We start from the raw sequence: 23,719 nt of genomic DNA, 5'->3' as shown, positions 1-23,719 counted from the left end.
GGGTGGGGCGGGTGTCAAGAGGGATCTCACGCCTCCCGCGTATCACCCTCCCCCAGCGAGGCCAGGGCGAGGGCGTGGGCGCGACCGAGCACGTCGAGCTGTGCGGGGTTGTAGAGCGCGGCGACCGCCTCGGCCACGGCGCGCCAGGTCATGCGCGGGTTGCGGCGGTGGTGGGCGAGCGGATCGCGGAGCCACGGGTAGGTGGTCAGGTCGTGTTCGATGGCGACCGCGTACCGCACCGCCAGGTCGCGCCGGGTGCGCTCACCGGCATCCGCGCGGAGGGCGTCGAAGTCGTGGCGCACGTCTTCCGGCTCGTGCTCGAGCATGTCGCGGAAATCGCGCAGGGCCTCGTCGTCGTACACCTGCGCGTAGATGAGCAGCAGCGAACGCTCGGTCGCGGTGAGCCGAGCCTCGATGCCCTCGAACCCGAGCGGCAGGTCGGTGCGGGTGTCGCCGACGACGATCGCGCGGATCTGCCGCTGCGCCTGTTCCAGCCGCTCGATGGTCAGCGCGAGCTCGGCGTCGATGGCCGAGAGCGTCGAGCGCGCGCCGTCGTCGCCGGCCGATACGTGGTCGACCTGGTCGAGCGGCACGCCGAGCTCTCGCAGCCGACGGATGCGCAGCAGCGTCACGAGGTGACGCACCTCGTAGCTCTTGTACCCGTTCATCGCCCGCCGCGGCTGCTCGAGCAGACCGATCTGATGGTAGTGACGCACGGTGTTGACCGTCGTGGATGCGATCTCCGCGACCTCCCTGGTGCTCCAGCCCATGACGGTCAGAGCTCGCGGATCTCTCGGGCGCGCATGATGTCCCCTTCTGGCGCGGATGCGCGGTCTCGGGTCGACGCGCACCTCGCCCCCAGTGAAGACCGTGTTGTGGGCACACGGTCAAAACGGCGGCCGTTCCCCCGCCCACAGCCGCGGAATTCCGCGGGTTGACCCTGTCGTCACCACACGCGATGGACTGTTCCCGCACCACAGGGCCGCAGCAGCACAGCATCCCCGCAGCGAGCATCCGCATCCGAGAGGACACGACCGATGACAGACCATCCCGACCCGCAGGCTCCGTTCCCCGGGCCCGACGCCCGACGCCCCCGCCGGCGGATGATCGCGGCGGTCGCCGCTGCAGCCGCCGTCGCGGTCGCCGCGACCGCGGGCGTGATCGTCGCGAACATCGACAGCCCGGCCGCCGCACCGAACGCCGCACCGACCACGCCCGACGTCGCGGCCCTCGCCGGCGACCTCGCCATGCAGGACGTCGACTGGGCCGCCTGCGAGTTCGCAGCCGGCGATCCCCAGCCCGGCGTCGACGTCTCGAACGTCGAGTGCGCGAGCATCCGGGTGCCGCGTGACTGGCTCGACCCCGTGGCGGGCGAGACCTGGGACCTGCGCATCTCCCGCACGCAGAACATCGACACGGCCGACCCCGACGCCACGACCCTGCTGCTGCACCCCGGTGGCCCGTTCCCGGGTCTGTCGTTCAGCGCGACGATGCAGCAGTGGACTCCCGAGATGCAGCCGACGACAAACTACATCAGCTTCGACCAGCGCGGCATCGGCACGTCGAGCACGGTCACGTGCGCCTACGAGTACGACCCCGACGACGGACCCACCGCCGAGGCGCGGGCGATCGGCTCGACCTGCGCGGAGGATGCGGACCTCGCGACCATGACCACCGAGCAGGTCGCGTACGACATGGACTTCATCCGGCACCTGCTCGGCGTCGAGAAGGTCTCGTTCCTCGGCTACTCGTACGGCACGTGGCTGGGCACGTGGTTCGGCACGCTGTTCGCCGACAACATCGAGGCGATGGTGCTCGACTCCGTGATCGACGGCACCAGCCCGACGTACGAGAAGAACTGGAAGGGGCAGGACGTGTCGATCGACCGTCAGCTGCGCCTGCAGATGATGAACTGGCTCGCCCGCAACGACGCCGTGTACGCGCTCGGCGACGACCCGGAGGCGATCTGGGATCGCTACTTCGACGCGACCGGCTCGTCGCCCGAGATGGACGACGCCGCCTACCTCGTCTGGGCCGCCACGGGTGCGGCGACGCTGCAGGCCAAGCCCGTGCACTCCCCGTTCGTGGCCGACGTGATCGTCGCGCTCATCGCCGAAGGCGAGTCCGACGCCGCCGGCGACGCGGCCACCCGGGCGACGCGCGTCATCCGCTCCCTCGGGCTGCCGGCGGAGGCGACCGAGCCCATGATCGCGCAGTTCGCCGTGTTCGCTCCCCCGGCGCCGACCTCGAACGCCGACGGGATCGTCGAGGCGACCTTCTCGAGCACCGACGACGTGCTCCGCTGCGTCGACGGCCAGTGGACCCAGGGGGAGGATGCCTGGAACGAGTACAGTGCCCGGATGGCCGACACCGCACCCTTCAGCGCGCAGCTGCAGCGGTTCGACGAGGCTCCCGTCTGCGTCTTCTGGCCGACGGACGTGCGGATGCCCGACGCGCACGACCGCTTCCCCGAGACGATCGTCGTGCACAGCGAGCTCGACCCGCTGACGCCCTGGGAGCAGGGCGAGCGCATGGGCGCCGCACTGCCGAACACGAGTCTGATCGCGGTCGACGACGAGGGCGTGCACGGCGTCTTCCCCTACGGCACCGACGAGGTCGACCGGCCGATCCTCGACCTCCTCCTGGGGCGTGCCGACCGCCCGGGCGAGACGGTGTACGCGGCCGCCAAGCCGCTCCCGCTCGAACAGCAGACCTTCTCGTCGTGGGCGCCGCTCGACGGCGACCGCACCGACCCCGGGTTCACCGACCCGTTCCGCCCCGCACCGACAGCGGTGCTGACCTCCACGGAGGAGACGCCATGACCCTCGACATCCGCCGATCGCTCACCGCCGCGGTCGCCGCCACCGCACTCCTCGCGCTCACCGCGTGCGCTCCCGCGGCACCGGCCGCGTCGCCGACACCGGCATCCGAGACCGCGTCCGCGACCCCCGCGCCGTCGCTGTCCGCCGCGTTCGAGGCCCGCTTCGTCGCCCTGCAGGAGCAGTTCGACCGCACGCTCGGCGTCTACGCGATCGACACCGGATCAGGCGCCACGATCGAGTTCCGCGCCGACGAGCGCTTCGGGTTCGCGTCGACCATGAAGGCGCTGTCGTCGGGCTTCGTTCTCGCGAACACCACGGATGCCGAGCTCAGCGCGCCCGTCGAGATCACCGCCGACGACGTGGTCGACTACTCGCCCGTGGTCGAGCAGCACATCGGCGGATCGATGACGCTTCTCGAGCTCGCCGACGCGGCCGTGCGCATCAGCGACAACGCGGCGTCGAACCTGCTCGTGCGCCACCTCGGCGGGCCGGAGGCGCTCGAAGCGCTGCTGCGCGACATCGGCGACACGACCACGCAGGTCGATCGCATCGAACCCGAGCTGAACGACGTCTCCCCGGGCGACGACCGCGACACGAGCACGCCGCGGGCTCTGGCCACGTCGCTGGCAGACCTCGCGCTCGGCGACGCACTGACCCCTGACCGGGCGGCGATCCTGGTCGATCTGCTGACGCGGAACACCACCGGCGATGCGCTCGTGCGCGCGGGCGCTCCTGACGGCTGGACGATCGGCGACAAGACCGGCTCCGCGGCGTTCGGCACCCGCAATGACATCGCGATCGCGTGGCCGCCGGACGGCGGGGCGCCGATCCTGATCGCCATCCTGTCGACGAGCGACGACGCCGAAGCCGAAACGGTCGACGAGCTGATCGCCGAGGCCGCAGCCCTCGTGTTCGAGGCCTTCCCGACGGAGTGACACGGTGTCACTACCGGGTCAGGCGTCGGTCGCGAAGGATCGAGAGCATGAAGGCACTCGACCTGATCCTCAACGCGACCATCGTCCTGTCGGCGACGGTCTTCCTCGCCTACCTCGGGCTGCTCTACGACTTCGGACTGTTCACCACGCTGCCTGCCGGAATAACGGGATTCTTCCTGGATCGTCCGGTGTTGCAGCACGTGGCCCTCGCGCTCGTGGTGGGCGCCATGATCGCGAAGGCGCCCGTTCGCAGGGCGCTGCGACAGCAGCATCCGGCTGAGGAGGGATGACCATCGACAGGGGAATCACGGCGACGGGACGATCGATCCCGCGCATGCACCGCATCGTGATGGGCTCGGCGATCCTCGCGATCGCCCCGCTGTCGGTGATCGGCGTGTTCCTCACGACCACCTCGTGGTGGGAGGCGCTGTTCATCGCCCTCACCCTCGCCTTCACGACCACGCTGCTGAAGGAGTGGAGCCTCGACGGCTACGCGCCGAAGGCCGTCTTCCTCATGCTCTTCACCGGCGCGACGTTCGTCTACGGCGCGTTCATGGCGCACAGCCCGATCAGCTTCATGCCGTTCGCCCTCGTCGGCGCACTGCTCGTGATGAGGGTGCGCACACATCGCGTCGCGGCCGCGCTGCTGTTCGCGCTCGGGGTGGCGGCGCTCGGCACGGTGTCGCTCGCGGCCAACCCGATCACGGCCACGCTCGTGATCCGGTTCATCGTGATCCCCGCGGTCGGGACCCTGTACATCGTCGCGGTGGTCTTCGTCGGCGAGCTGGCGTGGAAACTCGTCCGTGCCGCCGAACGCGCGACGGACGTCGAGTCGGCCCTCGCGGTCTCCGAGGAGCGCGCGCGCTTCGCCGGCGACCTGCACGACATCCAGGGGCAGTCGCTGCACGTCATCAAGCTCAAGGCCGCCCTCGCACAGCGCCTGCTGCACGACGATCCGTCCCGCGCCTCCGCGGAGCTCGCCGAGATCCGCCGCCTGGTCGACGACACCGTCACGACGACCCGCGATCTCGCCGCGGCCCGCTACGAGATCGACCTCGCGGCCGAGCTCGAGAACACCCGCGCACTCGGTGAGGCCTCCGGCATCCGCGTCGTTGTCAGGCAGGAGCTCGACCGCGCGACCCGACCGCATCCGCTCCTCGCCCACACGCTCCGCGAAGCCACGACGAACCTGCTCCGCCATGCCGAGCCGGCGGTCGTGACGATCACCGCCCGCACCGACGCGGTCGAGGTGTCGAACGACGGCGTGCACGCGCACGGGGAGTTCCATCCGCGTGGCCTCACGCGGCTCCGACGCCGGATCGAGGATGCCGGGGGCGAGCTGCACATCGACCGCGACGGCGACGTGTTCACCGTGCGCGCCCGACTCGCGCCCGCGGACGCGGTGGCCTCGCACTCCGCAGACGAGGAGGGACGATGACGAACGACGACCGCACCCGGGTGGTGCTCGCCGACGACGACCAGCTCCTGCGGTACACGTTGGGCGCCCTCCTGACGCTCGACGGCACGATCTCGGTGGTCGGCGAGGCTGCCGACGGCGCGGAGGCCGCGACCGTCGTGGCCCGCGAGCGCCCGGACGTGCTCGTGATCGACCTCGAGATGCCCGAAACCGACGGCATGCACGCGGTCGAGGCGATCCTGCGCGACCTGCCCGAACAGCGGATCCTCATGCTGACCAGACACGCGCGACCCGGCGTCCTGCGTCGCGCGCTGAAGGCGGGCGTGCGCGGCTTCATGAGCAAGTCCGCCGACCCCGAACTCATCGGCGATGTCATCCACCGCCTGCACGAGGGCGGCCGGTGGATCGACCACGAGATCCTCGAAGCCTCGATGATCGACGACTCGCCGCTCACCGACCGCGAGCTCGACGCCCTGCGCGAGACACAGGAGGGCTACGCGGTCAAGCAGATCGCGGCACGGCTGCATCTGGCTCCCGGCACGGTGCGCAACTACCTGTCGAGCGCGATGCAGAAGACGCACACGACGTCACGTCAGGATGCCGCCCGGGCGGCCAGGGCGCGCGGCTGGCTCTGACCAGCCGATGCACCCCGACCGCCCGAGGATGCCGGCATCCGGCTCCCGTCACTCCGCCGGGCAGGTGGTGCCCTCCTCGGGGAGCTCGAGGTCGATCAGGTACGAGGCGGCGATCGCATCGGCGCAGGCGTTCGCGCTGCGGGCGATCACGGTGTGCCCGTCGCCGTCTACCGTCAGCAGCGTGCCGCCGAGAGTGTCGGCCAGGGCGACCGCGCCGCTGAGCGGAGTGGTCGGGTCGCGCGTGAGCGACACCACCAGCGTCGGGGCGAGGCCCTCGATGTCCTGCGCGTACGGCACGTCGAGCTCGCCGGTGCGCGGGAAGTCGGCGCACTTGTCGCGCAGACCGTCGTCGGTGGTCGTGCCCGGGTCCATGATCGGAGCCCGCTCGTAGGTGTCGTCGCGCAGCGATGCGAGGTCGTCGGCGCGCAGCAGCGTCTCGTCGACGCAGTTGATCACGAGCGAGGCATCGATCTGGTTCGTGCTCGCCCCTTCCGACGAGAGGCCGCTGATGCCCAGGGCGAGTGCGAGCAGCGTGTCGCCGCGCCCCTGCTGCACCTCGCGCAGTCCCTCGATCACGTCGGGCCACGCGTCGGGGGAGTACAGGCCGCCGATCACACCGCCGAGCGCGGTGTGGAAGTCGAGCTCGGCGTCGCCGACCTGCAACGGCGTCTCGGCGAGCGGCTGGAGGATCCCCTGCAGATCGTCGGATGCGCGGGCGGGGTCGGTGCCGAGCGGGCAGTCCGCCTGCACGGCACAGGCGGCCGCGAGCGCGTCGAACGCATCCTGGAACCCGGCGTACGAGGCGAGCAGCCGATCCTGCGACGAGAGGTTCGGGTCGAATGCGCCGTCGAGGATCATGGCCCGCACGTTCTCGGGGAACTCCTCGGCGTAGACCGCACCGAGCCTGGTGCCGTAGCTCTGTCCCAGGTAGTTCATCTGCTTCTCGCCGAGCGCGGCGCGCAGGATGTCCATGTCCTTCGCGGTGGTGCGGGTGCCCATCTGGGCGAGCGCGGCGACGCCGCCGGATCCCTTCGCGCAGCGGTCGACGAGCGCCTTCGTGTCGTCCTCGGTGAGCGGCACGAACGCACCGCTCGCCTTCGCCAGCAGCTCGGCGCCCTCCTCCGACCCGTCGGCGAGCCCGCACTGGGCGGTCGGCGTGGTCGCCCCCACGCCGCGGGGGTCGAATCCGATCAGGTCGAAGCTCTCGGTCACCGCGCTCTGCGGCATGAGCGTCGAGGCCGCCATCGCACCGAGGATGCCGGGGCCACCGGGGCCGCCCGGGTTGTAGAACAGCGATCCGAGGGAGTCGCCGCGCGCCGGGATGCGCACCACCGCGACCGACGCGGTCGCGCCGGTGGGGTCGGCGTAGTCGAGCGGCACGCGCAGGCGCGCGCACTCGGCCTGCGGCACGGCGGGGAAGTACTGCTCGTCCAGGGCGCTGACGGCGTAGTCGTCGCACGCCTCCCAGCGGAGCTCCTGCTCGCGGTACTCGTCGAGCGCGACGATCTCCTGGTTCCGCGGGTCGTCGGCCGGGATGCCTCCCGAGGGGGAGCACGCGGCGAGCACGGCCATCATGATCGTCGCGAGCGCCGCGACGGCCGTCAGTCTCAGGGAGCGGGCGGGGCCTTCGTTCGATGGACTCATGGTCAGTAGGGCACACCCTGTGCCCGGGACAGGGTCAATTCGACGGCGGTTCGAGCGCCTCTCCAGGGATTGACCGTGTGGCGACGACACGGTGTGGGATCGGGTCATCGCGCGCGTCCGCGGCCCGGTCCCCACCTCGTCGCCTCGCGCACCAGGGGGAGAAGGTGCCCGCATGACCTGGAGCACACGAGAGCTGGCCGACATCGCCGGTACAACCGTCAACACGGTGCGGCACTATCACCGGGCAGGGCTCCTCGCGGTCCCCGATCGCGGCTCCAACGGATACAAGCGCTACACGGTCGCTCATCTCGTGCGGCTGCTGCAGATCCGGAGGCTGCGCGACCTCGGGGTGCCCCTCGACCGCATCGACGTCGTGGGCGATGCGGGCGGCGCCTCGAGCGACGCCCTGCACGCGGTCGACTCCGACCTCGGCAGGAGCATCGAGCGGCTGCAGCGCGCCAGGGCCGAGATCAGGGCGATCCTCGAAGGGGCGTCGCTCGCCGACGTGCCCGCCGGGTTCGAGCGCCTGGCGGGCAGGCTGTCGACGTCGGAGCGCGCGCTCATCCTCATCTACGCCCAACTGCACGACCAGGATGCGATGGCTGATGTGCGCGAGCTGCTCGCGACCGAGCCGGAGGACGCGAGAGTGGAGTTCGACGCTCTGCCCGCGGATGCCGACGAGGCGACGCGGGCCCGGGTGGCCGCGTCGTACGGCGAGTCGCTCACGCGGCATCTGCGCAACTACCCGTGGCTGAGGGATCCGGTCGCGCATCTCGCCACCACTCCCGGTATCGCCAAGGAGACGTTCGCCGACTCCGTCTCGGCGCTCTTCAACCCCGCGCAGCTCGACGTGCTGACCCGTGCCGGGGTGATCGCGGGGACGCAGACGGATGCCGCGGGCGACGCCCCGCGGCCGTAGCGGCCGCATCCGGCATCCGCGTGTCCGTCAGGGCAGCGGGAGGTCTCGCAACTGACGGCGGGAGGAGATGCCGAGCTTGCGGAAGATGCTGCGCAGGTGCGCCTCGATGGTGCGAGGGCTGAGGAAGAGCTGCGCGCCGACCTCGCGCGACGTCGCCCCCGTGGCCACGAGCCGTGCGATCTGGAGCTCGTGCGCGGTGAGCGAGGTGGCCGGCTGCGTGGCCCGCTTGCGCGGGGTCTCGCCGGTGGCGCGCAGCTCGCGGGCCGCGCGGTCGGCGAACGCCTCAGCACCCATCGCGGCGAGCGCGTCGTGGGCGATGCGGAGCTGCTCGCGCGCCTCCTGACGTCGCCCCTCCCGCCGCAGCCACTCGCCGAACACGAGGTGGGTGCGTGCCAGGTGTCCGGTGATCCCGGAGGCGCGCAGGTGCTCGAGCGCATCGCGGTAGTGCGCCTCGGCGGTGTCGTCGGCGTGCACGAGTGCGCGCGAGCGCGCAGCGAGCCCGAGTGCCCAGTCGGTGCCGCTCGCCTCGGCCCGCAGGCACAGCTCGGCGAGCGCGCTCTCGGCGAGTTCCCGGTCGCCGGCGCGGGCGGCCGCTTCGACCAGTTCGGGCAGGGAGATGCTGCTGTTCGACGTCTCGTCCGTGCGGCAGGCGCGTTCGGCGGCCGCGGCCGCCGCCTCGTAGTCGCCGCGCCCGTTATGCAGCACGGCCAGGGCGTAGTGCGCGGTCGCGACCGCGGCGCTCTCCGCCCGCGCGGTCTGGGTGCGGGTCGTGAACAGACGGAGGGTCTCGGCCTCCCGACCGCACCACGCGGCCACCATCAGCTCGCCGAACGGCTGCGGCAGCGCCCCCGTCGCCTCCGTGATGGCCGCGCCCTCCTCCGCCGCCTCCGACGCCAGGGCGAGCTCGCCCGTCAGCACGAAGGTTCCGGCGAGCGCGGCCAAGGCTCCGGGCAGCGTCGTCAGCGCTCCGAGCTCCCGGGCGAGGCGCACGTTGCGCAGCGCCAGTTCGCGCCCGCGCTCGGCGTCGTAGAAGCCGGCCGCACTGCGGGTGGCGAGCCACATCCAGCGCCGGCTGCCCATCTCGCCGACCGCTTCGCCGTCGAACCCGTGGTCTCTGAACGCCTCGAGCGCTCCGAGCATCAGGGGTGCACCCGCGGCATACCCCTGCGTGAACGTGACGACGAGCGCGTCGAGCAGCTGGTCGGCGGGGAGGGGCGATGTCGGAGTGGGCGGCGCAGCGAGTGCGGCGCGTGCGACCTCCGCCACGCCGCGCGTCTCCCCGCTCGCGCCGATGATCATCGCGGCATCCAGAGCGTGCAGATAGGTCTCGCGTGACAGGGAAGGATCGAGTGGGGCGAGGGTCGCGGCGGCGGCCAAGAGCAGACCGGGCGCGTCGACTCCCTCCGTGCGATGGAAGGCGAGGCGGGCCCGGAGCAGCTGCACCCTGGCGCGCTGCAGGTCGTCGAGCGGCCCCGACGCGGCGATGGTCGCGAGATCGAGGGCGGCCGCGAACTCGCCCGCGTCGTGCTTGGCGTGCGCGGCTTCCAGCGCGCGGGTCGCCCGCCGCAGCGGTGAGGGCGTCAGCTCTGCGGCGTGCTGCAGGAAGGCGGCCGCCGCGGCCGCTCCCCCGCGGGCGAGCGTGCGCGCAGCGGAGCGCTCCAGGTCTTGCGCCGCGTCCTCGTCGGTGCCGAGCACCGACTGCGCCCGATGCCAGGCCCGTCGATCGGGGTCGAGGTGCGGATCGGTCGCGGCGGCGAGCGCCGCGTGGGCGCGGCGTCGGTCGTCGGATGCCGCAGCGCGGTACACCGCCGACCGCACGAGCGAATGCCGGAACTGCACGCGGCCCCTGATCTCGAGCAGACCGGACGCCTCGGCCGGCACGGCATCCGCTCGGTCCATCCCCAGGTGCTCGACGGCTCGCCAGAGCAGGAGCGCATCACCGGTCGGATCCGCCGCCGCGAGCAGGAGGATCATCTGGGCGCCGTCGCTGAGGCCGGCCGAGCGTCGACGGAAGGTCTCCTCGACGCGGCGGGGCACGCTGAGCGCGTCGGGCAGCTCGAATCCTCCCGCCCATCCCGTGGCGAGGGCGCTCCGGGGCAGCTCCAGGAGCGCGAGAGGGTTGCCGCGGGCCTCGGCGAGGATGCGGGTGCGCACCGAGTCGTCGAGGGTCGTGTGCACGCCGTCGGCCAGGAGCGTTCGCGAATCGGCGTCGTCGAGGCCCGTCAGGTGCAGCACGGGGTCGAGTCCGGCGAGCATGTCGACGTGCACGCCCTCGACGTCGCGGGCGGCGAAGACCACGGCGACGCGTTCGGCGGTGAGCCTGCGCGCCACGAAGGCGAGCACCTGCACGGATGCCTGGTCGAGCCACTGCGCGTCGTCGACGAGCACCAGCAGGGGCTGCTCCTCGGCGGCTTCCGTGAGCAGGCTCAACATCGCCAGCGCGACGAGGAAGCGATCGGGCGGAGGTCCGTCGCGCAGGCCGAGCGCCACGCCGAGCGCCGACTGCTGCGGGGCGGGTAGCGCGTCGATCCGGTCGAGCTGCGCGGCACAGAGCTGATGCAGTCCGGCGAACGCGAACGGGGTCTCGGCCTCGACGCCCACGCACTCCTCGACGCGGAACCCCTCGGCCGTCGCCCGGTCACGGGTGTGGGCGAGCAGCGCGGTCTTGCCGATACCGGCCTCGCCGCGCACGACGATCACCCCGCTGCGTCCCGCTTTCGCCGCGACGAGCAGGTTCTCGACCGCACCGCGTTCCGCGCGGCGCCCCAGCAGGTTCATCGTCTGCGCTCCCGCCGTCGGGATGATGCCTGTCCCCACCACAGGGTACCGAGGATTCGCAGTCAGGGCGCGGGGTCGGTAGCGGTCGAGGGCGGGGAGAAGCGCGGGTTCCCGCGGAGCGATCAACGCATGACTTGGTGAACCGCACGGTTTAGCGCGACGCAAAGTCCACTGGCAACCAACTCAAGCCCTGCAACCACCCGCCGGCCTACGTCGGGATCTACGTCAGGTTCTACGTGGAGATCATCGTCGGGATCAAGGTCAGGTTTTACGTCATCTTCATTTCGTTCGTTTCTTTCGTTTCTTTCGTTTCTCATATATGCTGTACAGATCAGTTCATCGCAACGCGATAGACAAACCGAGGAACGGATGAAGACATGAACGCCGCACGAGCACGAGACGTAACCGTCTCTCCTGCGCCTGAGCAGGCGGCGAGCATCGCAACAGTCCTGAGCTTCATGGAGGCTCACGAAGCGAGGCGTGGGGTGGCGCCGGCCGCCGGTTTTTTTCTCAGCGGAGCTGGTGAGCACGACCGCGTCGAACTCAATGAGCAGCTGTACGACGTGCTGAAGCAAGCCGTCGAAGCCCTCAACCGCGGTCAGTCCGTGAGCCTGTCCGCCAGAGATCGGGAGATCACCACACAACAGGCCGGCGAGATTCTCGGGATCAGCCGGCCCACAGTTGTGCAGCTGATCGAGTCAGGCGAGATCCCCGCTCACGTGCCCGGCGCCGTGCGCCGCAAGCTGTACCTCTCCGACGTGCTGGCCTACCGGGACGAGATTCAGGGTCGCCGCAACGCCTTCATCGCAGAGAGCTCCGCCCGCTATGGCGACGTGGACCTCGAGGACGTCGACACGCTCCTCACCGAGGCGCGCAAGGCCCGATGACCTGAGTACACCCGATGCGTGTGTCACACTCATCGGGTGTACAAGGCTGTCCTCGATACCTGCGCCCTCGTCCCGAGTCTCCAGCGCGATTTCCTGCTGCAGCTCGCCGCTGAGCGCGCCTACGCACCGGTGTGGGGATCCGGCATCTTGTTCGAGCTCGATTACGTTCTCGAACGGCTGGACAAGAAGCGCGGAATCGACGGAGAAGAAAGCGATCGTTACCGCAAGCATCTTTTCGATCAGATGGGCAAGGCGTTTCCCGGCTCAACGGTCAACGCACCGAAGGACCGCGAGTACGCGTACGATCTCGACGACCCGGACGACGGCCATGTCGCACACGCCGCGATCATCGGGAAAGCTGACGCGATCGTCACCGACGACAGGCGCGCTGGGTTCCCAACCTCTCACACACTGCAGGATGCGAACGTTGAAACCGTCAGCCCCGTCGAGTTCGCAGCGAATACCGTTGCCGCCCCCCCCCCCCCCCCCCCAGACAGGCATGAAGGCGCTCCAGGCGATTGCGTCACGGCACGACGCGACACCCGCAGCGATCCTCGACGGCCTCCGCGACCGCTACAGCATGACCGACGTCGACGAGATCCTCCGCCCATTGCTCTGAGCCACGTACACGGGCTCCAGTTCGAGCAGAGCTCAACGAGGATCCGCGACACGAAGTGACGACCCACGTGGTCAGGCGCGTTTAGACAACGGGACCATTGCGTCAGCGCACGAGAGCACCCAGAGCTTCAGGAGCTTGCACCACCTGCTATGACTCACCCCCACGGCATCTTCTCAAGCAGGTCGCAGATTCCCTCGACGACGAGCAGGATTTGCGACCACGCCTCTTGAATGCGCTGCACCACCTCAGCGAGCGTGAACGCCGCGCACATGCTGGCGAAGACCTGTCGCTTGCGGCGGCGGGCGCGACGCGAGGCATCGCGTGCGGGCGGGGCGAGCGTCTCCCGGTACGCGCGGCGGGGGCTGGACCGTGGATCATCATGACGAGTCATACGGCCCCTATGCGCGTCGCCGTTGCCCAGGCCCGCTCGGGCTCGTCGAGGGGATGCTGGCGGTGACTGCGCACGTGGACGTCAGCTCGGCCTATGCGTCCTTCGACCGGATGTAGGTAGAACACACCGACGCGAACACCCCGCCGCCGATGGGAGCCTGTCGTCACGGCAGGCACGGCAGGGGCCGGCCTGAGTACCGACGCCGGGAGATGATGACGTGACGTGGAGCACCCGAGAGCTGGCCGAGCTGGCCGGCACGACCGTCAACACCATCAGGCACTACCACGCACTGGGTCTGCTCGACGCCCCCGAGCGGCGCGGCAACGGGTACAAGCAGTACCGCGTGTGTCACCTCGTGCGCCTGATCCAGGTGCGTCGCATGGCCGAGCTCGGCGTCCCTCTCGCACGGGTCGACGTCGACGGCGACGAGGACGTGCTCCGGGGTGAGCTCGAAGAGCTCGACGCCCAGGTGTCCGCCGAGATCGACCGTCTGCGCCGTGCGCGCACCGACATCGAGACCCTGCTCACCGTCGGCGCCCCGGTCGACACCCCCCGCGGCTTCGAGGCGATCGCGGCGGCGCTCTCGTCGTCCGATCGCGCGTACCTGCACATCCTCACCCGCCTCCACGACGACGCCGCGGGAGCAGCGCTTCGCGACATGATCCTGAGCGAGCCCGAGCCGCTGCGGGCCGCCTTCGCGGCTCTGCCCGCGGATGCCGCAGAGGACGCCCGCCGCGACCTCGCCGCACGGATGCATGCGGACGGACGCCCGAACTGGCGCTCGCCCGAGCGGCCCTGGCTCGCCGACGACGACCGTCGACGGAGGTCGACCGTCACGCGCGCCGTGATCGCGGAGGCCCTCGTCGAGCTGTACTCCCCCGCGCAGCGCGATGTGATCGCGCGCTCGGCGGCGGCGCCCGAAGCCGACTCCTCGGCACTCGCGGGGCGCATGTCCGCGGCCGGCGTCTAGCGCGAGCCCCCTGATCAGCACCCGCGAGGTGACACGATGTCACATCATCCCGTGACGCGGGCGCACTGCCGCCCGGACGCGCGATCCGATGCGATGGATGCATGACAGAAACGACCCAGGCATCCACCGATCGCCCCGAGCGCACGCCCTTCTGGCGGCGACCCTTCCGGGTCATACGCGAGAACAGACGCGTGTACCTGCTCCTCAACGCGGGCGCCTACGGGCTCGTCCTCATCGGGTTCGCCCTCGGCCTCCTGTTCCCCGGTCTCACCGAGGCGGGGGCTGCCGGGCTCGAGGCCGACGGCACCGGCGACCTCGTGCGACAGCTCGTCCAGACCCCGGCGCTCTTCGCCCTCGGCATCCTCGGCATCAACCTCTTCCGTCTCAGCGCTCTGACGATCGTGCTGCCGTCGCTCGTCGTGCCGTTCGCCGGGCTCGCGTTCTTCGCGTACTGGGCCGTCGACACCGGTATCGTCCTGGTGCCGACCTCGCCGGGCGGATGGATCATCCTGATCCCGCACGCGCTCACGGTGATCATCGAGCTCCAGGCGTACGTGCTGTTCCTGCTCGGAGCGTTCCTGCTCGGCAAGTACTGGCTCTTCCCACGCACGATCGACGCCCGCAACCGGCGCCAGGGCTATGTGCGCGGGCTCCGGAAACTCGGGCTGCTCGCGCTCCCGGCCCTGGCCCTGCTCGTGATCGGAGCCCTCTGGGAGGCGTACTCGCTCGCTTTCATGCTCTCGCTGTGATCGCGCGGCCGGAACGGGTCGCGCCGACCTCAGCCGCGGAACCGCTCCGGCCGCTCCTCGCGCACCTGCTCGATCGCCCGCGCGTCTTCGTCGGCGACGACCCGCGCCTCGGCGAGCACCTGGTCGATGCTCGCAGCCGGGATCACCACCGCACCCGACGCGTCCGCATAGATGTAGTCGCCGGGCACGACCGTGACGCCGCCGATCTCGACCGCGACATCAGCCGCGAACGGCATCGCCGTACCGCCGCCCCACCGCGTCGCCTCGCCGCGGCACCAGGTCGCGAATCCGTAGCCGGCCAGCTCGTCGAAGTCCCGAAGCCGCCCGTCGGCGAGCACCCCCGCGATCCGCTGGTGCTCGCCGCGGGAGAGCTTGATGCCGCCGCCGTGGGACGCCTCGGGATAGCCGCCGCTGGAGAGCACCAGCACGCGCCCCTCGGGATCCGTGCCGAGCGCCCGGTAGAAGAGGTGAGCGAAGTCGGTCTGCGGGAGATCGGCGCGGTACGGCAGGTACGCGATCGTGGCCGCGGGTCCGAAGAGCGCACGCGTCGGATCGGGACTCGTGAACGGCAGCAGATGCGCCCGATGGTCGTGGATGCGCCCCATCGCGTCCACCAGTGCCGCACACCCCACCTCCCTCGCCAGCGCAGCGCGGTCGCGGTCGTCGGTTCGTGCGGTCATCGTGGCATCCTCTCGTCGATCGTGCTCCGGGCTACCGGCGGTGATCCCACCGGCCGGGGTCGTCTTCGAGCGCCTGCCGGTCCCATCCGCCGTGCACGGCCGCGGCCTCGTAGGCTCCCTGCAGGAACTCCCGCACCGCGGCATCCGGGTCGTCCGCCGCGGCGACTGCTTCGTACGGCAGCAGGAACTGCCCGTTCTGCTGGCTGTAGTAGGCGGCCTCGGGGCCGATCGGATACTCCGCGAACCCCTCGGGCTCGGGGTAGGCATACGCGTAGAACGCCCCCTGCTCACCACCGCCCGGCCAGAATCCGCAGCTGAAGAGCTCCTGCGAATACCCCTCGACCATGACCCAATCGCCCACGTTCGGCGCGCCGCCGGGATGCTCGGGGGCCGGCCGCCCCGAGAAACGGGTGCACGCGAGATCCATCCCGCCCCAGAAGAAGTGCACCGGGCTCACCTTGCCGACGAAGTGGCATCGGAAGTCCTCGATCACCCGATGCGCCTGCAGCAGCTGCTCCCAGAACAGCCGCGCGGATGCCGGATCGTACGACGAGTGCGTCGTGTCCTCGGCGAACGGGATCGCCGGATCGACCTCGTTCGGCCCCGACGAGATCTCCGCCACGATTCCCACCTCGTCGAGAGCCGTGAGCACCTCGGCATGGAACTGCGCCACGGGCTTGGCTTCGAGACGGATGCTGCGAGCACCGCCGTCGCTCGTGCGCACGCGGAGCACATGGTCGACGAAGTCGAACTCGATGTCGAACAGCCGACGCCCGACCGGGATGCTGCCCGTGCTCAGACCGCGCGGCGTGACGTACAGCGTCACCTGCCACCAGTGGTTGACGAGCGGCGCGTGGACCAGCCGCACCTTCCCGACGATCTGCGTCCACATGTGCAGGGTCTCGCGGGTGGGCGTCCAGTCGTCCACGCGCAGGCGCGGCCAGTCGGCCGTGGCCATGGCATCCGTGCTCATCGTCTCTCCGTCGCCGTCATCGGTATTCGGGGTTCTCCTGGTGCGGCGAGCATCCGGCATCCCATTCGCTGCGTCGATTGCCGTACGAGGGGAACCCTCCGGCCGCCTTGAGCATCCCCGCGAGGTGCATCAGGTTGTACGTCATGAACGTGGTGTTGCGGTTCGTGAAGTCGTTCTCCGGTCCGCCCGAGCCGGGGTCCAGGTAGCTCGGCCCGGGGCCGGCCGCACCGATCCAGCCCGCGTCGGCCTGCGGCGGCACGCTGAAGCCGATGTGCTGCAGGCTGTAGAGCACGTTCATGGCGCAGTGTTTGACGCCGTCTTCGTTGCCGGTGATGAGACAGCCGGCGACGCGGCCGTAGTAGGCGTACTGCCCGGAGTCGTTCAGCAGCGCCGACCCGGCGTACAGCCGCTCGATCACCCGCTTCATGACCGAGCTGTTGTCACCCAGCCAGATGGGCCCGGCGAGCACGACGATGTCGGCGTCGAGCACGGTGCGGAAGATCCCCGGCCACTCGTCGACGTCCCACCCGTGCTCGGTCATGTCGGGCCAGACCCCGGTCGCGATGTCGTGGTCGATCGCCCTGATCTCGTCGACGTGCACGCCGTGGTCGCGCATGATTCCGCCGCTGAGGCGGATGAGCGCATCCGTGTTGCTCGGCTGCGGCGAGCGCTTCAGCGTCGCGTTGATGAACACCGCCCGCAGCCCCTCGAACATCGTGTCGGTCATCGTGCTGCTCCACTCCCGCTCGTCGCGTCCCGGGTCATCGCACTACCGCACCCCATGTTCCGACCACAGGGTCAAGGGCAGGTCACGCGGCGGTGTCTGCGTGCTTCAGCAGACGGCGACATCCCGGAGAACCCGGCCGCGACACCCCAGCGCCGCGACCGGATCCTCTCAGATGAACGGAGCGGGCGATGCCGGAGCCTCCCCCTGCTTCCCCGGCCTCTCTCGTTCCGCCCGATGCGGCATCCGAGTGCGCGCACGCGGTCGCCCACGCCCGCGACCCACCCCCGGGATCACGGTGATCGCGCACGTCTGCCGCATCATCCGCGGCGAGCCCTGTTCGCCCGCCGCGACCCGGCGGCGCGCAGCGGAAACAGGCGCTGACTTTCCCCCGGGTGGCTCATGATCTCCTCGTAACCGATTTGTTACGGAAAACACGTTACTAGGCGTCCTAACAAAATGCGACCGAGACCGATCTCACGGGTAGGCGTGCGACATGACAGAACGGGGGCCGACACGCCAGATGTCGGCCCCCGATCGGTGTCGAGGCCGTCATGTGGCGTGTCGGCCCCCGAAGTGGAGCACCGACGGCGCGCCGGATGCCGGATGCCGGACGTCGGACGTCGGATGCCGGGGTCAGCCGAGCCGCTCCAGGCGCAGCGTCGCCGTGGCGCTGTGCGCGGCCATGCCCTCGGAGTCGGAGATGACCTGCACGGCGTTCGCGAGCTCGGGAGTGGCCTCGCGCGCGATGCGCTGGTACGTCAGCGGCTTGAGGAAGCGCGACACCGAGAGCCCCGCGCTGTGCTTGGCGCCACCCGCCGTGGGCAGCACGTGGTTGGTGCCGGCCATCCCCTTGTCGGAGTAAGCGACCGTGCTCCACGTGCCGAGGAAGATCGAGCCGTAGTTGCGCAGTGCCGCGTGGTACCAGTCGTCGTCGGCCGTGAGCAGCTCGAGGTGCTCCGGAGCGAGGTCGTCCATGAGCGCGACAGCCGTCTCGCGATCCTTCGCGACGGTCACCACGCCGTAGTCGCGCCACGCCGGCCCGGCGATCTCGGCTGTCGCGAGCGTCGAGAGCTGGCGTTCGATCTCGGCGACCACGGCACGGCCGTGATCCTCCGAGGTCGTGACGAGGGCGACGGGGGAGTTGGGTCCGTGCTCGGCCTGACCGAGCAGGTCGGCGGCGACGAGCACGGGGTCGGCGGTCTCGTCGGAGATCACCGCGACCTCGCTGGGGCCCGCGAGCAGGTCGATCGCGACCGTGCCGAAGAGCTGACGCTTGGCCTCGGCCACGAAGGCGTTGCCCGCACCGACCAGCATGTCGACGGGGAGGTCTCCGAGCAGGCCGTAGGCCATGGCGGCGAGCGCCTGCACGCCGCCGATCACGAACACGCGGTCGACTCCCGAGAGGTGCGCCGCGTACACGACGGCGTCGTTCGCGCCGCCGTCCGGCTGCGGCGGGGTGCAGGCGATCACGGTCGGGACTCCTGCGGCCTTGGCGACGCCGACCGTCATGAACGCGCTCGCGGTGAGGGGGAAGCGCCCGGCGGGGAGGTACGCGCCGACGCGCGACACCGGCACGTACTTGGCTCCGGTCACGAGGCCGGGCACGAGCTCGGTCTCGAAGTCCGACAGGTGCGCGCGCTGCTCGCGGGCGAACGCCTGGGTGCGGGCGGCACCGAGCTCGATCGCCGCGCGCAGGTCGGGGTCGAGACGCTCGCCACTCGAGGCGATCTGCTCGGGCGTCAACTCGAGGTCGCCGCCCTGGTAGTTGTCGAGCTTCTTCGCGTAGTCGAGCACGGCGTCCATGCCGCGCTCCCGGATGTCGGCGAGCATGTTCGTGACCGTCTCGATCACGGCCGGATCGCGCTGCGCGGCCGGGGCGTCGACCAGCGGGGTCTTGAGGTGGTGGAAGGCGCCGTCGAGGCGGGAGAGGACTGCAGAGGAGTAACGCATGCAGGAAGGCTAGATCCGCCGCATCCATTCGACAAGCCTGACGATACGTACGGATGCATCGGGTTTACCATTGCATTGTGACGATCACCCAGCTCACAGCCTTCCTCGCCGCTCTCGAACACGGATCCTTCACCGCGGCCGCTCGCGCCCTCGACATGACGCAGGCGTCGGTGTCGGAGCTCGTCGCCCGCCTCGAACGCGAACTCGACGTCACACTGTTCGCCCGCGGCAGCAGGCGCCTGGTGCCCTCGGCGGCCGCTCTCGAGCTGCGCCCGCACGCGGCCCAGGCGGTCAGCGCGGTGCAGAACGGCATCGACACGATCCAGGCGCTCGCCTCCCTCGACCGCGGCACCTGCACGTTCGGAGTGCTCCGCAACGCCGCCTACTACGCCCTCGCCGACCTCGCCGAGACGTTCCACCACCGGCATCCGAACGTGCGGCTGCGCCTGGTCGGCATCAACTCCGCTCTGGTCGCACGATCGATCGCGGCGGGTGAGCTCGAAGCCGGGCTGTTGGTGCTGCCGATCGACGAGGACGGCCTCGACGTGCATCCGCTCTTCCGCGACGAAGTGCTCTACGCGTCGGCGACCCGACCGGCCAGGCGCGGACCGGTCACGATCGACGAGGTCGCCGATGCGAAGCTCGTGCTCTACGACGCGTTCGCCGGGTGGGACGACCCCACGCGCCGCCAGCTCGCCGAACGCGCGCGTCTGCAGGGGCGCACGATCGAGCCGGCGGTCGAGGTCGAGCACGTCGAGACCGCGCTCAGCCTCGTGGTCGCGGGCACGGCCGACACGATCGTCTCGCGCTCGGTCGCCGAGTCCGAGGGGTTCCCCGCCGGCATCCGCACGTTCCCGTTCGCCGAGCCCATGCACGACACGATCGCCCTCGTGCAGCGCGAGGGCGTCCTGCTCTCCCCTGCGACCAGACGGATCGCCGAGCTGGCCGAGCGGATGCTGCGCGAACGCATCCCGGAGCACGCGGGTCGCACCGCGCTCGACTGAGGTGCCCCCTCCGGGTGCCCATCTGCAGGACGACGGCACGGATGCAGGACCAGATCGGCCGAACGTTCCTGCATCCGTGCCCGGGTCCTGCGGATGGGCCACGGCGGACAGGTCCGCCGGACACGCAGAAGCGCGAGGAGCCCGGAGGCCCCTCGCGCTTCGCGACCGTCGACGACCGGAGTGTGTGTCAGTCGTCTTCGGTCGCGGTGACCATCACTCCGAGCGGCGCGAGGTAGCCGTTCGGGTCGATGGTCCAATCGGCGGCGGCTGCGGCCTCGACAACCTCCGGAGCCCACTCGAGGTAGACCCGGTCGTCGCCGCCGTTGATCACGAGAACAGTTCCTGCACCGGTCTCATCGCCCTCGACGCAGCGGTACTCACGCCATGCGCCCTCGGGCACCGAGAACGTGTCGCCGGCGCCGAGGTTCACGGTCGTCGACGGGTCGCCGTTGAGGGTGACCTCCCAGCGACCGGTCTTGAAGAGCAGCGCCTGCGTCTTGTCGTGCCGGTGACGCAGCACGCCCTGGCCCGCCTCGGCCTTGACCCAGGCGAGGTTGAACGAGTGCGGCTCGGTGACGTTCGGCACCTGGCGGCGGTTCTCGCTCATGCCGTAGCCGATCGCCGTGGCGAGCTCGACGCGTCCGCCGTCGACCGCTGCGCACAGGAGCGCCGCGGCCGAGTACTTGCGGTCCCCGGGCTGGATGACGCGCGAGCGCATGTCCTCGACCGTGTACGTCGTGAGCTCGTCGATGTAGTGCTGCTTCATCGGCGTGATGAGCGGCACGTCGTCGGGCAGCACGTCGCCCGCGACCGTGTCGATCAGCTTGTTGTCGGCGGTGAGGTGCAGCCCGTACGACTCCGCCTCGCGCAGCACCGACGGGCCCCAGATGATGCCGCCGTTGTCGTCACGACCGAGCACCGTGTAGAGGATGCCGTCGTCCGGCCCCTCGTTCGTGAAACCGCGGAAGATCCACGTGGGGATCGTGACGATGTCGCCGTCGTGGCTGATGTACTCGCCCTGCTTGCCGTCGACGCCCCACCGCAGGCGGAACTCGCCGCCGAGGTTGATGAAGACCTCGGCCGTGAAGTGCAGGTGCAGGTTGTTGGAGATGCCGTTCGGCATTCCGGCGGCGCCCGTGTTGAACCCGTGGTTGACCTCGAGGTTCACGTACTGGCTCGCGTTCTGCGAGACGCCGGCGCCGATGAAGGAGTAGTTCTCCTTGCGGTCGGATCCCGGCGTACGGCAGTCGATGAACGCCGAGTTGCACGGCACCCAGTCGGTGCGCCGGATCGTCCGGCGCTCGATCTCGGACGCGTCGACGATGACGTCGTGCGGGCCCTCGATGACAGTGCTCATGATCTTCTTCTCCTTCTCGATCAGACGATGATCAGTAGATGTTGGCGAAATGCACCGGCTCGTCGCCGCGCTGGCCCGCGATCTGGGCGCGCAGGGCGATGTCGTCCCAGAGGCGGACCTCCTTGACGATCGCGCCGTTGTGGAACGTGAACTGCGAGACGCCGATCAGGTCGACGGGCGCACCCGTGAGGGGACCGTAGTTCGGGACGCCGTTGTACTCGCCCGTGAACTTCCACAGCACCGCGACGCGGAGTCCCGCGTAGCGCACGTCGTAGTTGGTCTGGATGTCGCGGATCTCGAACTGGCCGCCCGGGAACGACTCGAGCAGACGCAGCAGCGCGCGACGGTAGCCCTCGGGGCGGGTGATCGTGCGGTCGCCGACCGTGAGCAGCACGAGGTCGCGGTCGAAGTACTTCTCGACCTTCTGCAGGTCGCGGCTGTTCCAGACGGTCTGGATCATGTCGATGACCGTCTCGACCTCGGAGCGGTACTCGTCGGGGCGGACGCCCGAGTCGCCCTTCGCGATCGGGTCGGCGGGCGGCGCCTCGAGCCACGACCCCGTGAAGCCGCGGAAGGCCTGGTTGCGGGCGAGCTCGTCGACGTCGTGGCCGCGGTGCAGCGCGCTGGCGAGCGTGTCGCGCACGACCCACTCCTCGACCATGCGGCCGCGGCGGTACAGGCAGTTGGCGATCGTGCGGCTGACCCCGGTGGAATGCAGGTCGCCCGAGAGCACGAGGTGCGAGCTGAGGAACGCGTCGTCGCCGCGCGCCTCCCAGATGACGTCCTCGGCCTGGCCGACGCGGTCGGGCGTCGCGGAGATGCGCATGAGCGATCCCTCGATGACCTCCTGGCGCGTCGTGGAGGTGCCGAGACCGCCGTGCACGATCGAGTCGGGCTCGTAGTTGTCGACGATGAAGCTGATGGACCGATCGACCCAGATCAGGTCTGTGACTTCACGGATGAAGTCGTCGGGGTCCTTGTACGGCAGGTAGGCGACCGGATCGAGAGACACGCTTTTCCACTCCTTCGAGATTCGCGGCTGCGGTTCATCGGTGATCGCACGTCGCGTTGTCGTCAGTGTATGCGTATGCACAGGCCAGCGCAAGAGACGTTCCAGCGCACACGGTGGACATCGACGACCCAGGCCCGGAGCGCACGTCGGAGCGCACGCCGGGAGGGCGGACGGAGCGGGATGCCGCGACGGGCGGGACGACTCAGCGCGTCGGCGCGGATGCCAGCGTGCGGCGCGAAACGAAGAACGAGTCGAAGCCGGCCGTCTCCAGCGGAGCATCCGGGTTCTCGATGCGCCGCACGATGAGGTCGGCAGCGGCCTGCGCCATGCCGGAGATGTCGTAGCCGACCGTGGCGAGGTCGATGATCGGCCAGGCCGCCTCCGGCAGGTCGTCGAAGCCGATGATCGACAGGTCTTCCGGCACCCGCAGACCCGCCCGATGCGCGGCGTTGAGCGCCCCGTAGGCGACGACGTCGTTGCCGCAGAAGAGCACGGTGGGGCGGTCGGAGGCGGCGAGAAGCTCGGCCGCGGCGACCTCGCCCTCCTGCGCTCCGTAGGGGGTGCGGCGCACGTCTCGCTCGTCGAGCGTGAGCCCCTCGGCGGTCAGGGCGTCGCGCAGCGAGTTCTCCCGCCCCTGCGCCGTGCTGGTGTTGCTCGGCCCCAGCACCGCGCCCACGCGTCGGTGCCCGAGAGCGACGGCCGCGCGGACGGCCTCCCGATAGCCGGGCACGGAGTTGACGACCGCGGCGTCCGCCCCCACGAACGACCCCGTGCGGTTGAAGTACACGAACGGAAGACCGCGATCGCGCAGGCGCACGGGCGCCACGGAGTCGATCGTCGTCGTCGCCAGGATCACGCCGTCGAGCCCGTTGGCGAGCAGCCGCTCGACGATCGTGTCGTTGTCGGCGGTCTCGGTGTGCAGCATCAGCTGGTACCCCAGGGCCTCGAGCTCGCGGTGCACCGGGGCGATGATGTGCGAGTAGAACTGGTTGTCGAGGTCGGTGAGCAGCAGGCCGATGCGGCGCGTGCGGCCCGACGACAGCGCACGGCCCGCCTCGCTCGGCACGTAGCCCAGCAACTGGGCGGCCTCGCGCACACGGAGCTTGGTGGCCTCCGAGACGCGTGCGTCGTCGCGGAGGGCACGCGACACGGTCGGCTGGGACACCCCTGCCAACCGGGCGACATCGCGACTCGTGACGACCATGTCAGGCCTCCCCCTCTATCCCGGGAATACTACTGCCCTTGCGTCG

Annotated in this window: 22 protein-coding genes; 11 read left to right on the top strand and 11 right to left on the bottom strand. The window is 70.3% G+C overall.

Going from position 1 to position 23,719, the window contains the following annotated elements; genetic code table 11:
• Window positions 1-26: 26 nt before the first annotated feature.
• A complete protein-coding gene (locus ACIPYT_RS06020) occupies window positions 27-770 on the bottom strand; it encodes a MerR family transcriptional regulator (protein WP_401071604.1) in 744 nt (247 codons plus the stop codon).
• Window positions 771-1,037: 267 nt separating this feature from the next.
• Here ACIPYT_RS06020 and ACIPYT_RS06015 point away from each other — a divergent pair, with 267 nt between their 5' ends.
• From ACIPYT_RS06015 to ACIPYT_RS05995, 5 genes are read left to right on the top strand one after another with little or no spacing between them, the layout of a single operon-like run.
• Window positions 1,038-2,822: an alpha/beta fold hydrolase gene (locus ACIPYT_RS06015; RefSeq protein WP_401071602.1), complete on the top strand. Its 1,785-nt coding sequence runs from the start codon at window positions 1,038-1,040 to the stop codon at window positions 2,820-2,822.
• On the top strand, window positions 2,819-3,757 hold the full coding sequence (gene bla, locus ACIPYT_RS06010) for a class A beta-lactamase (RefSeq protein WP_401071600.1): 939 nt from the start codon (window positions 2,819-2,821) through the stop codon (window positions 3,755-3,757). Before ACIPYT_RS06015 ends, bla begins: the two co-directional genes overlap by 4 nt.
• 47 nt (window positions 3,758-3,804) lie before the next feature.
• A complete protein-coding gene (locus tag ACIPYT_RS06005; protein ID WP_401071598.1) occupies window positions 3,805-4,047 on the top strand; it encodes a hypothetical protein in 243 nt (80 codons plus the stop codon).
• Entirely contained in the window at window positions 4,044-5,195 is a 1,152-nt protein-coding gene (locus ACIPYT_RS06000; protein WP_401071596.1) for a sensor histidine kinase, read from the top strand. The genes ACIPYT_RS06005 and ACIPYT_RS06000 overlap by 4 nt, the downstream gene beginning before the upstream one ends.
• On the top strand, window positions 5,192-5,809 hold the full coding sequence (locus tag ACIPYT_RS05995) for a DNA-binding response regulator (RefSeq protein WP_401071594.1): 618 nt from the start codon (window positions 5,192-5,194) through the stop codon (window positions 5,807-5,809). Before ACIPYT_RS06000 ends, ACIPYT_RS05995 begins: the two co-directional genes overlap by 4 nt.
• Window positions 5,810-5,857: 48 nt before the next feature.
• Here the strand turns inward: ACIPYT_RS05995 and ACIPYT_RS05990 are convergent, their stop codons facing one another.
• A complete protein-coding gene (locus ACIPYT_RS05990; RefSeq protein ID WP_401071592.1) occupies window positions 5,858-7,453 on the bottom strand; it encodes an alpha/beta fold hydrolase in 1,596 nt (531 codons plus the stop codon).
• A 172-nt stretch (window positions 7,454-7,625) separates the two neighbouring features.
• Here ACIPYT_RS05990 and ACIPYT_RS05985 point away from each other — a divergent pair, with 172 nt between their 5' ends.
• The gene (locus ACIPYT_RS05985) at window positions 7,626-8,372 is read left to right on the top strand and encodes a MerR family transcriptional regulator (RefSeq protein ID WP_401071590.1); all 747 of its coding nucleotides are present in this window, start codon (window positions 7,626-7,628) and stop codon (window positions 8,370-8,372) included.
• A gap of 27 nt (window positions 8,373-8,399) precedes the next feature.
• Here ACIPYT_RS05985 and ACIPYT_RS05980 read toward each other — a convergent pair whose 3' ends face one another.
• A complete protein-coding gene (locus ACIPYT_RS05980; protein WP_401071588.1) occupies window positions 8,400-11,189 on the bottom strand; it encodes an ATP-binding protein in 2,790 nt (929 codons plus the stop codon).
• A 338-nt stretch (window positions 11,190-11,527) separates the two neighbouring features.
• Between ACIPYT_RS05980 and ACIPYT_RS05975 the strand changes: the two genes are divergently transcribed.
• Window positions 11,528-12,037, top strand: coding sequence for an excisionase family DNA-binding protein (locus ACIPYT_RS05975; protein ID WP_401071586.1), 510 nt, complete (start codon window positions 11,528-11,530; stop codon window positions 12,035-12,037).
• A gap of 36 nt (window positions 12,038-12,073) precedes the next feature.
• Window positions 12,074-12,715, top strand: a complete 642-nt coding sequence (locus tag ACIPYT_RS05970) for a PIN domain-containing protein (protein WP_401071584.1) — start codon at window positions 12,074-12,076, stop codon at window positions 12,713-12,715.
• A 95-nt stretch (window positions 12,716-12,810) separates the two neighbouring features.
• Here the strand turns inward: ACIPYT_RS05970 and ACIPYT_RS05965 are convergent, their stop codons facing one another.
• Window positions 12,811-13,047, bottom strand: coding sequence for a hypothetical protein (locus ACIPYT_RS05965; RefSeq protein ID WP_401071582.1), 237 nt, complete (start codon window positions 13,045-13,047; stop codon window positions 12,811-12,813).
• 217 nt (window positions 13,048-13,264) lie between these two features.
• On the opposite strand from ACIPYT_RS05965, the gene ACIPYT_RS05960 reads away from it, so the two are divergent.
• Together ACIPYT_RS05960 and ACIPYT_RS05955 are read left to right on the top strand one after the other, a co-directional pair.
• Entirely contained in the window at window positions 13,265-14,017 is a 753-nt protein-coding gene (locus ACIPYT_RS05960) for a MerR family transcriptional regulator (RefSeq protein ID WP_401071580.1), read from the top strand.
• Between the two features lie 101 nt (window positions 14,018-14,118).
• Entirely contained in the window at window positions 14,119-14,766 is a 648-nt protein-coding gene (locus ACIPYT_RS05955; RefSeq protein ID WP_401071578.1) for a hypothetical protein, read from the top strand.
• A 29-nt stretch (window positions 14,767-14,795) separates the two neighbouring features.
• Here ACIPYT_RS05955 and ACIPYT_RS05950 read toward each other — a convergent pair whose 3' ends face one another.
• The 4 genes from ACIPYT_RS05950 to hisD form a co-directional block, all read right to left on the bottom strand.
• Window positions 14,796-15,446, bottom strand: coding sequence for an RraA family protein (locus ACIPYT_RS05950; protein WP_401071576.1), 651 nt, complete (start codon window positions 15,444-15,446; stop codon window positions 14,796-14,798).
• A 31-nt stretch (window positions 15,447-15,477) separates the two neighbouring features.
• Window positions 15,478-16,419 (bottom strand): DUF5996 family protein, encoded by a 942-nt coding sequence (locus ACIPYT_RS05945; RefSeq protein WP_401071574.1) that lies wholly within the window; start codon window positions 16,417-16,419, stop codon window positions 15,478-15,480.
• Between the two features lie 16 nt (window positions 16,420-16,435).
• Window positions 16,436-17,146, bottom strand: a complete 711-nt coding sequence (locus ACIPYT_RS05940; protein ID WP_401071572.1) for a flavodoxin family protein — start codon at window positions 17,144-17,146, stop codon at window positions 16,436-16,438.
• A gap of 633 nt (window positions 17,147-17,779) precedes the next feature.
• On the bottom strand, window positions 17,780-19,096 hold the full coding sequence (gene hisD, locus ACIPYT_RS05935) for a histidinol dehydrogenase (RefSeq protein WP_401071570.1): 1,317 nt from the start codon (window positions 19,094-19,096) through the stop codon (window positions 17,780-17,782).
• A gap of 77 nt (window positions 19,097-19,173) precedes the next feature.
• On the opposite strand from hisD, the gene ACIPYT_RS05930 reads away from it, so the two are divergent.
• Window positions 19,174-20,100, top strand: a complete 927-nt coding sequence (locus ACIPYT_RS05930) for a LysR family transcriptional regulator (RefSeq protein ID WP_401071568.1) — start codon at window positions 19,174-19,176, stop codon at window positions 20,098-20,100.
• A gap of 187 nt (window positions 20,101-20,287) precedes the next feature.
• Here the strand turns inward: ACIPYT_RS05930 and ACIPYT_RS05925 are convergent, their stop codons facing one another.
• The 3 genes from ACIPYT_RS05925 to ACIPYT_RS05915 all read right to left on the bottom strand — a co-directional run bounded on the left by ACIPYT_RS05925 (window position 20,288) and on the right by ACIPYT_RS05915 (window position 23,673).
• Window positions 20,288-21,457 carry a cupin domain-containing protein gene (locus ACIPYT_RS05925; RefSeq protein WP_401071566.1) on the bottom strand — a complete coding sequence of 390 codons (1,170 nt, stop codon included), beginning with the start codon at window positions 21,455-21,457 and terminating at the stop codon, window positions 20,288-20,290.
• Between the two features lie 31 nt (window positions 21,458-21,488).
• Window positions 21,489-22,469, bottom strand: coding sequence for an ester cyclase (locus ACIPYT_RS05920; RefSeq protein WP_401071564.1), 981 nt, complete (start codon window positions 22,467-22,469; stop codon window positions 21,489-21,491).
• A gap of 202 nt (window positions 22,470-22,671) precedes the next feature.
• A complete protein-coding gene (locus ACIPYT_RS05915; RefSeq protein ID WP_401071562.1) occupies window positions 22,672-23,673 on the bottom strand; it encodes a LacI family DNA-binding transcriptional regulator in 1,002 nt (333 codons plus the stop codon).
• Window positions 23,674-23,719: the final 46 nt, after the last annotated feature.

Source organism: Microbacterium sp. NPDC089695 (assembly GCF_044749085.1).
Lineage (GTDB): Bacteria > Actinomycetota > Actinomycetes > Actinomycetales > Microbacteriaceae > Microbacterium.
The sequence above is the reverse complement of the archived record's forward strand: the minus strand, read 5'-3'. Positions and strand labels throughout refer to the sequence as shown.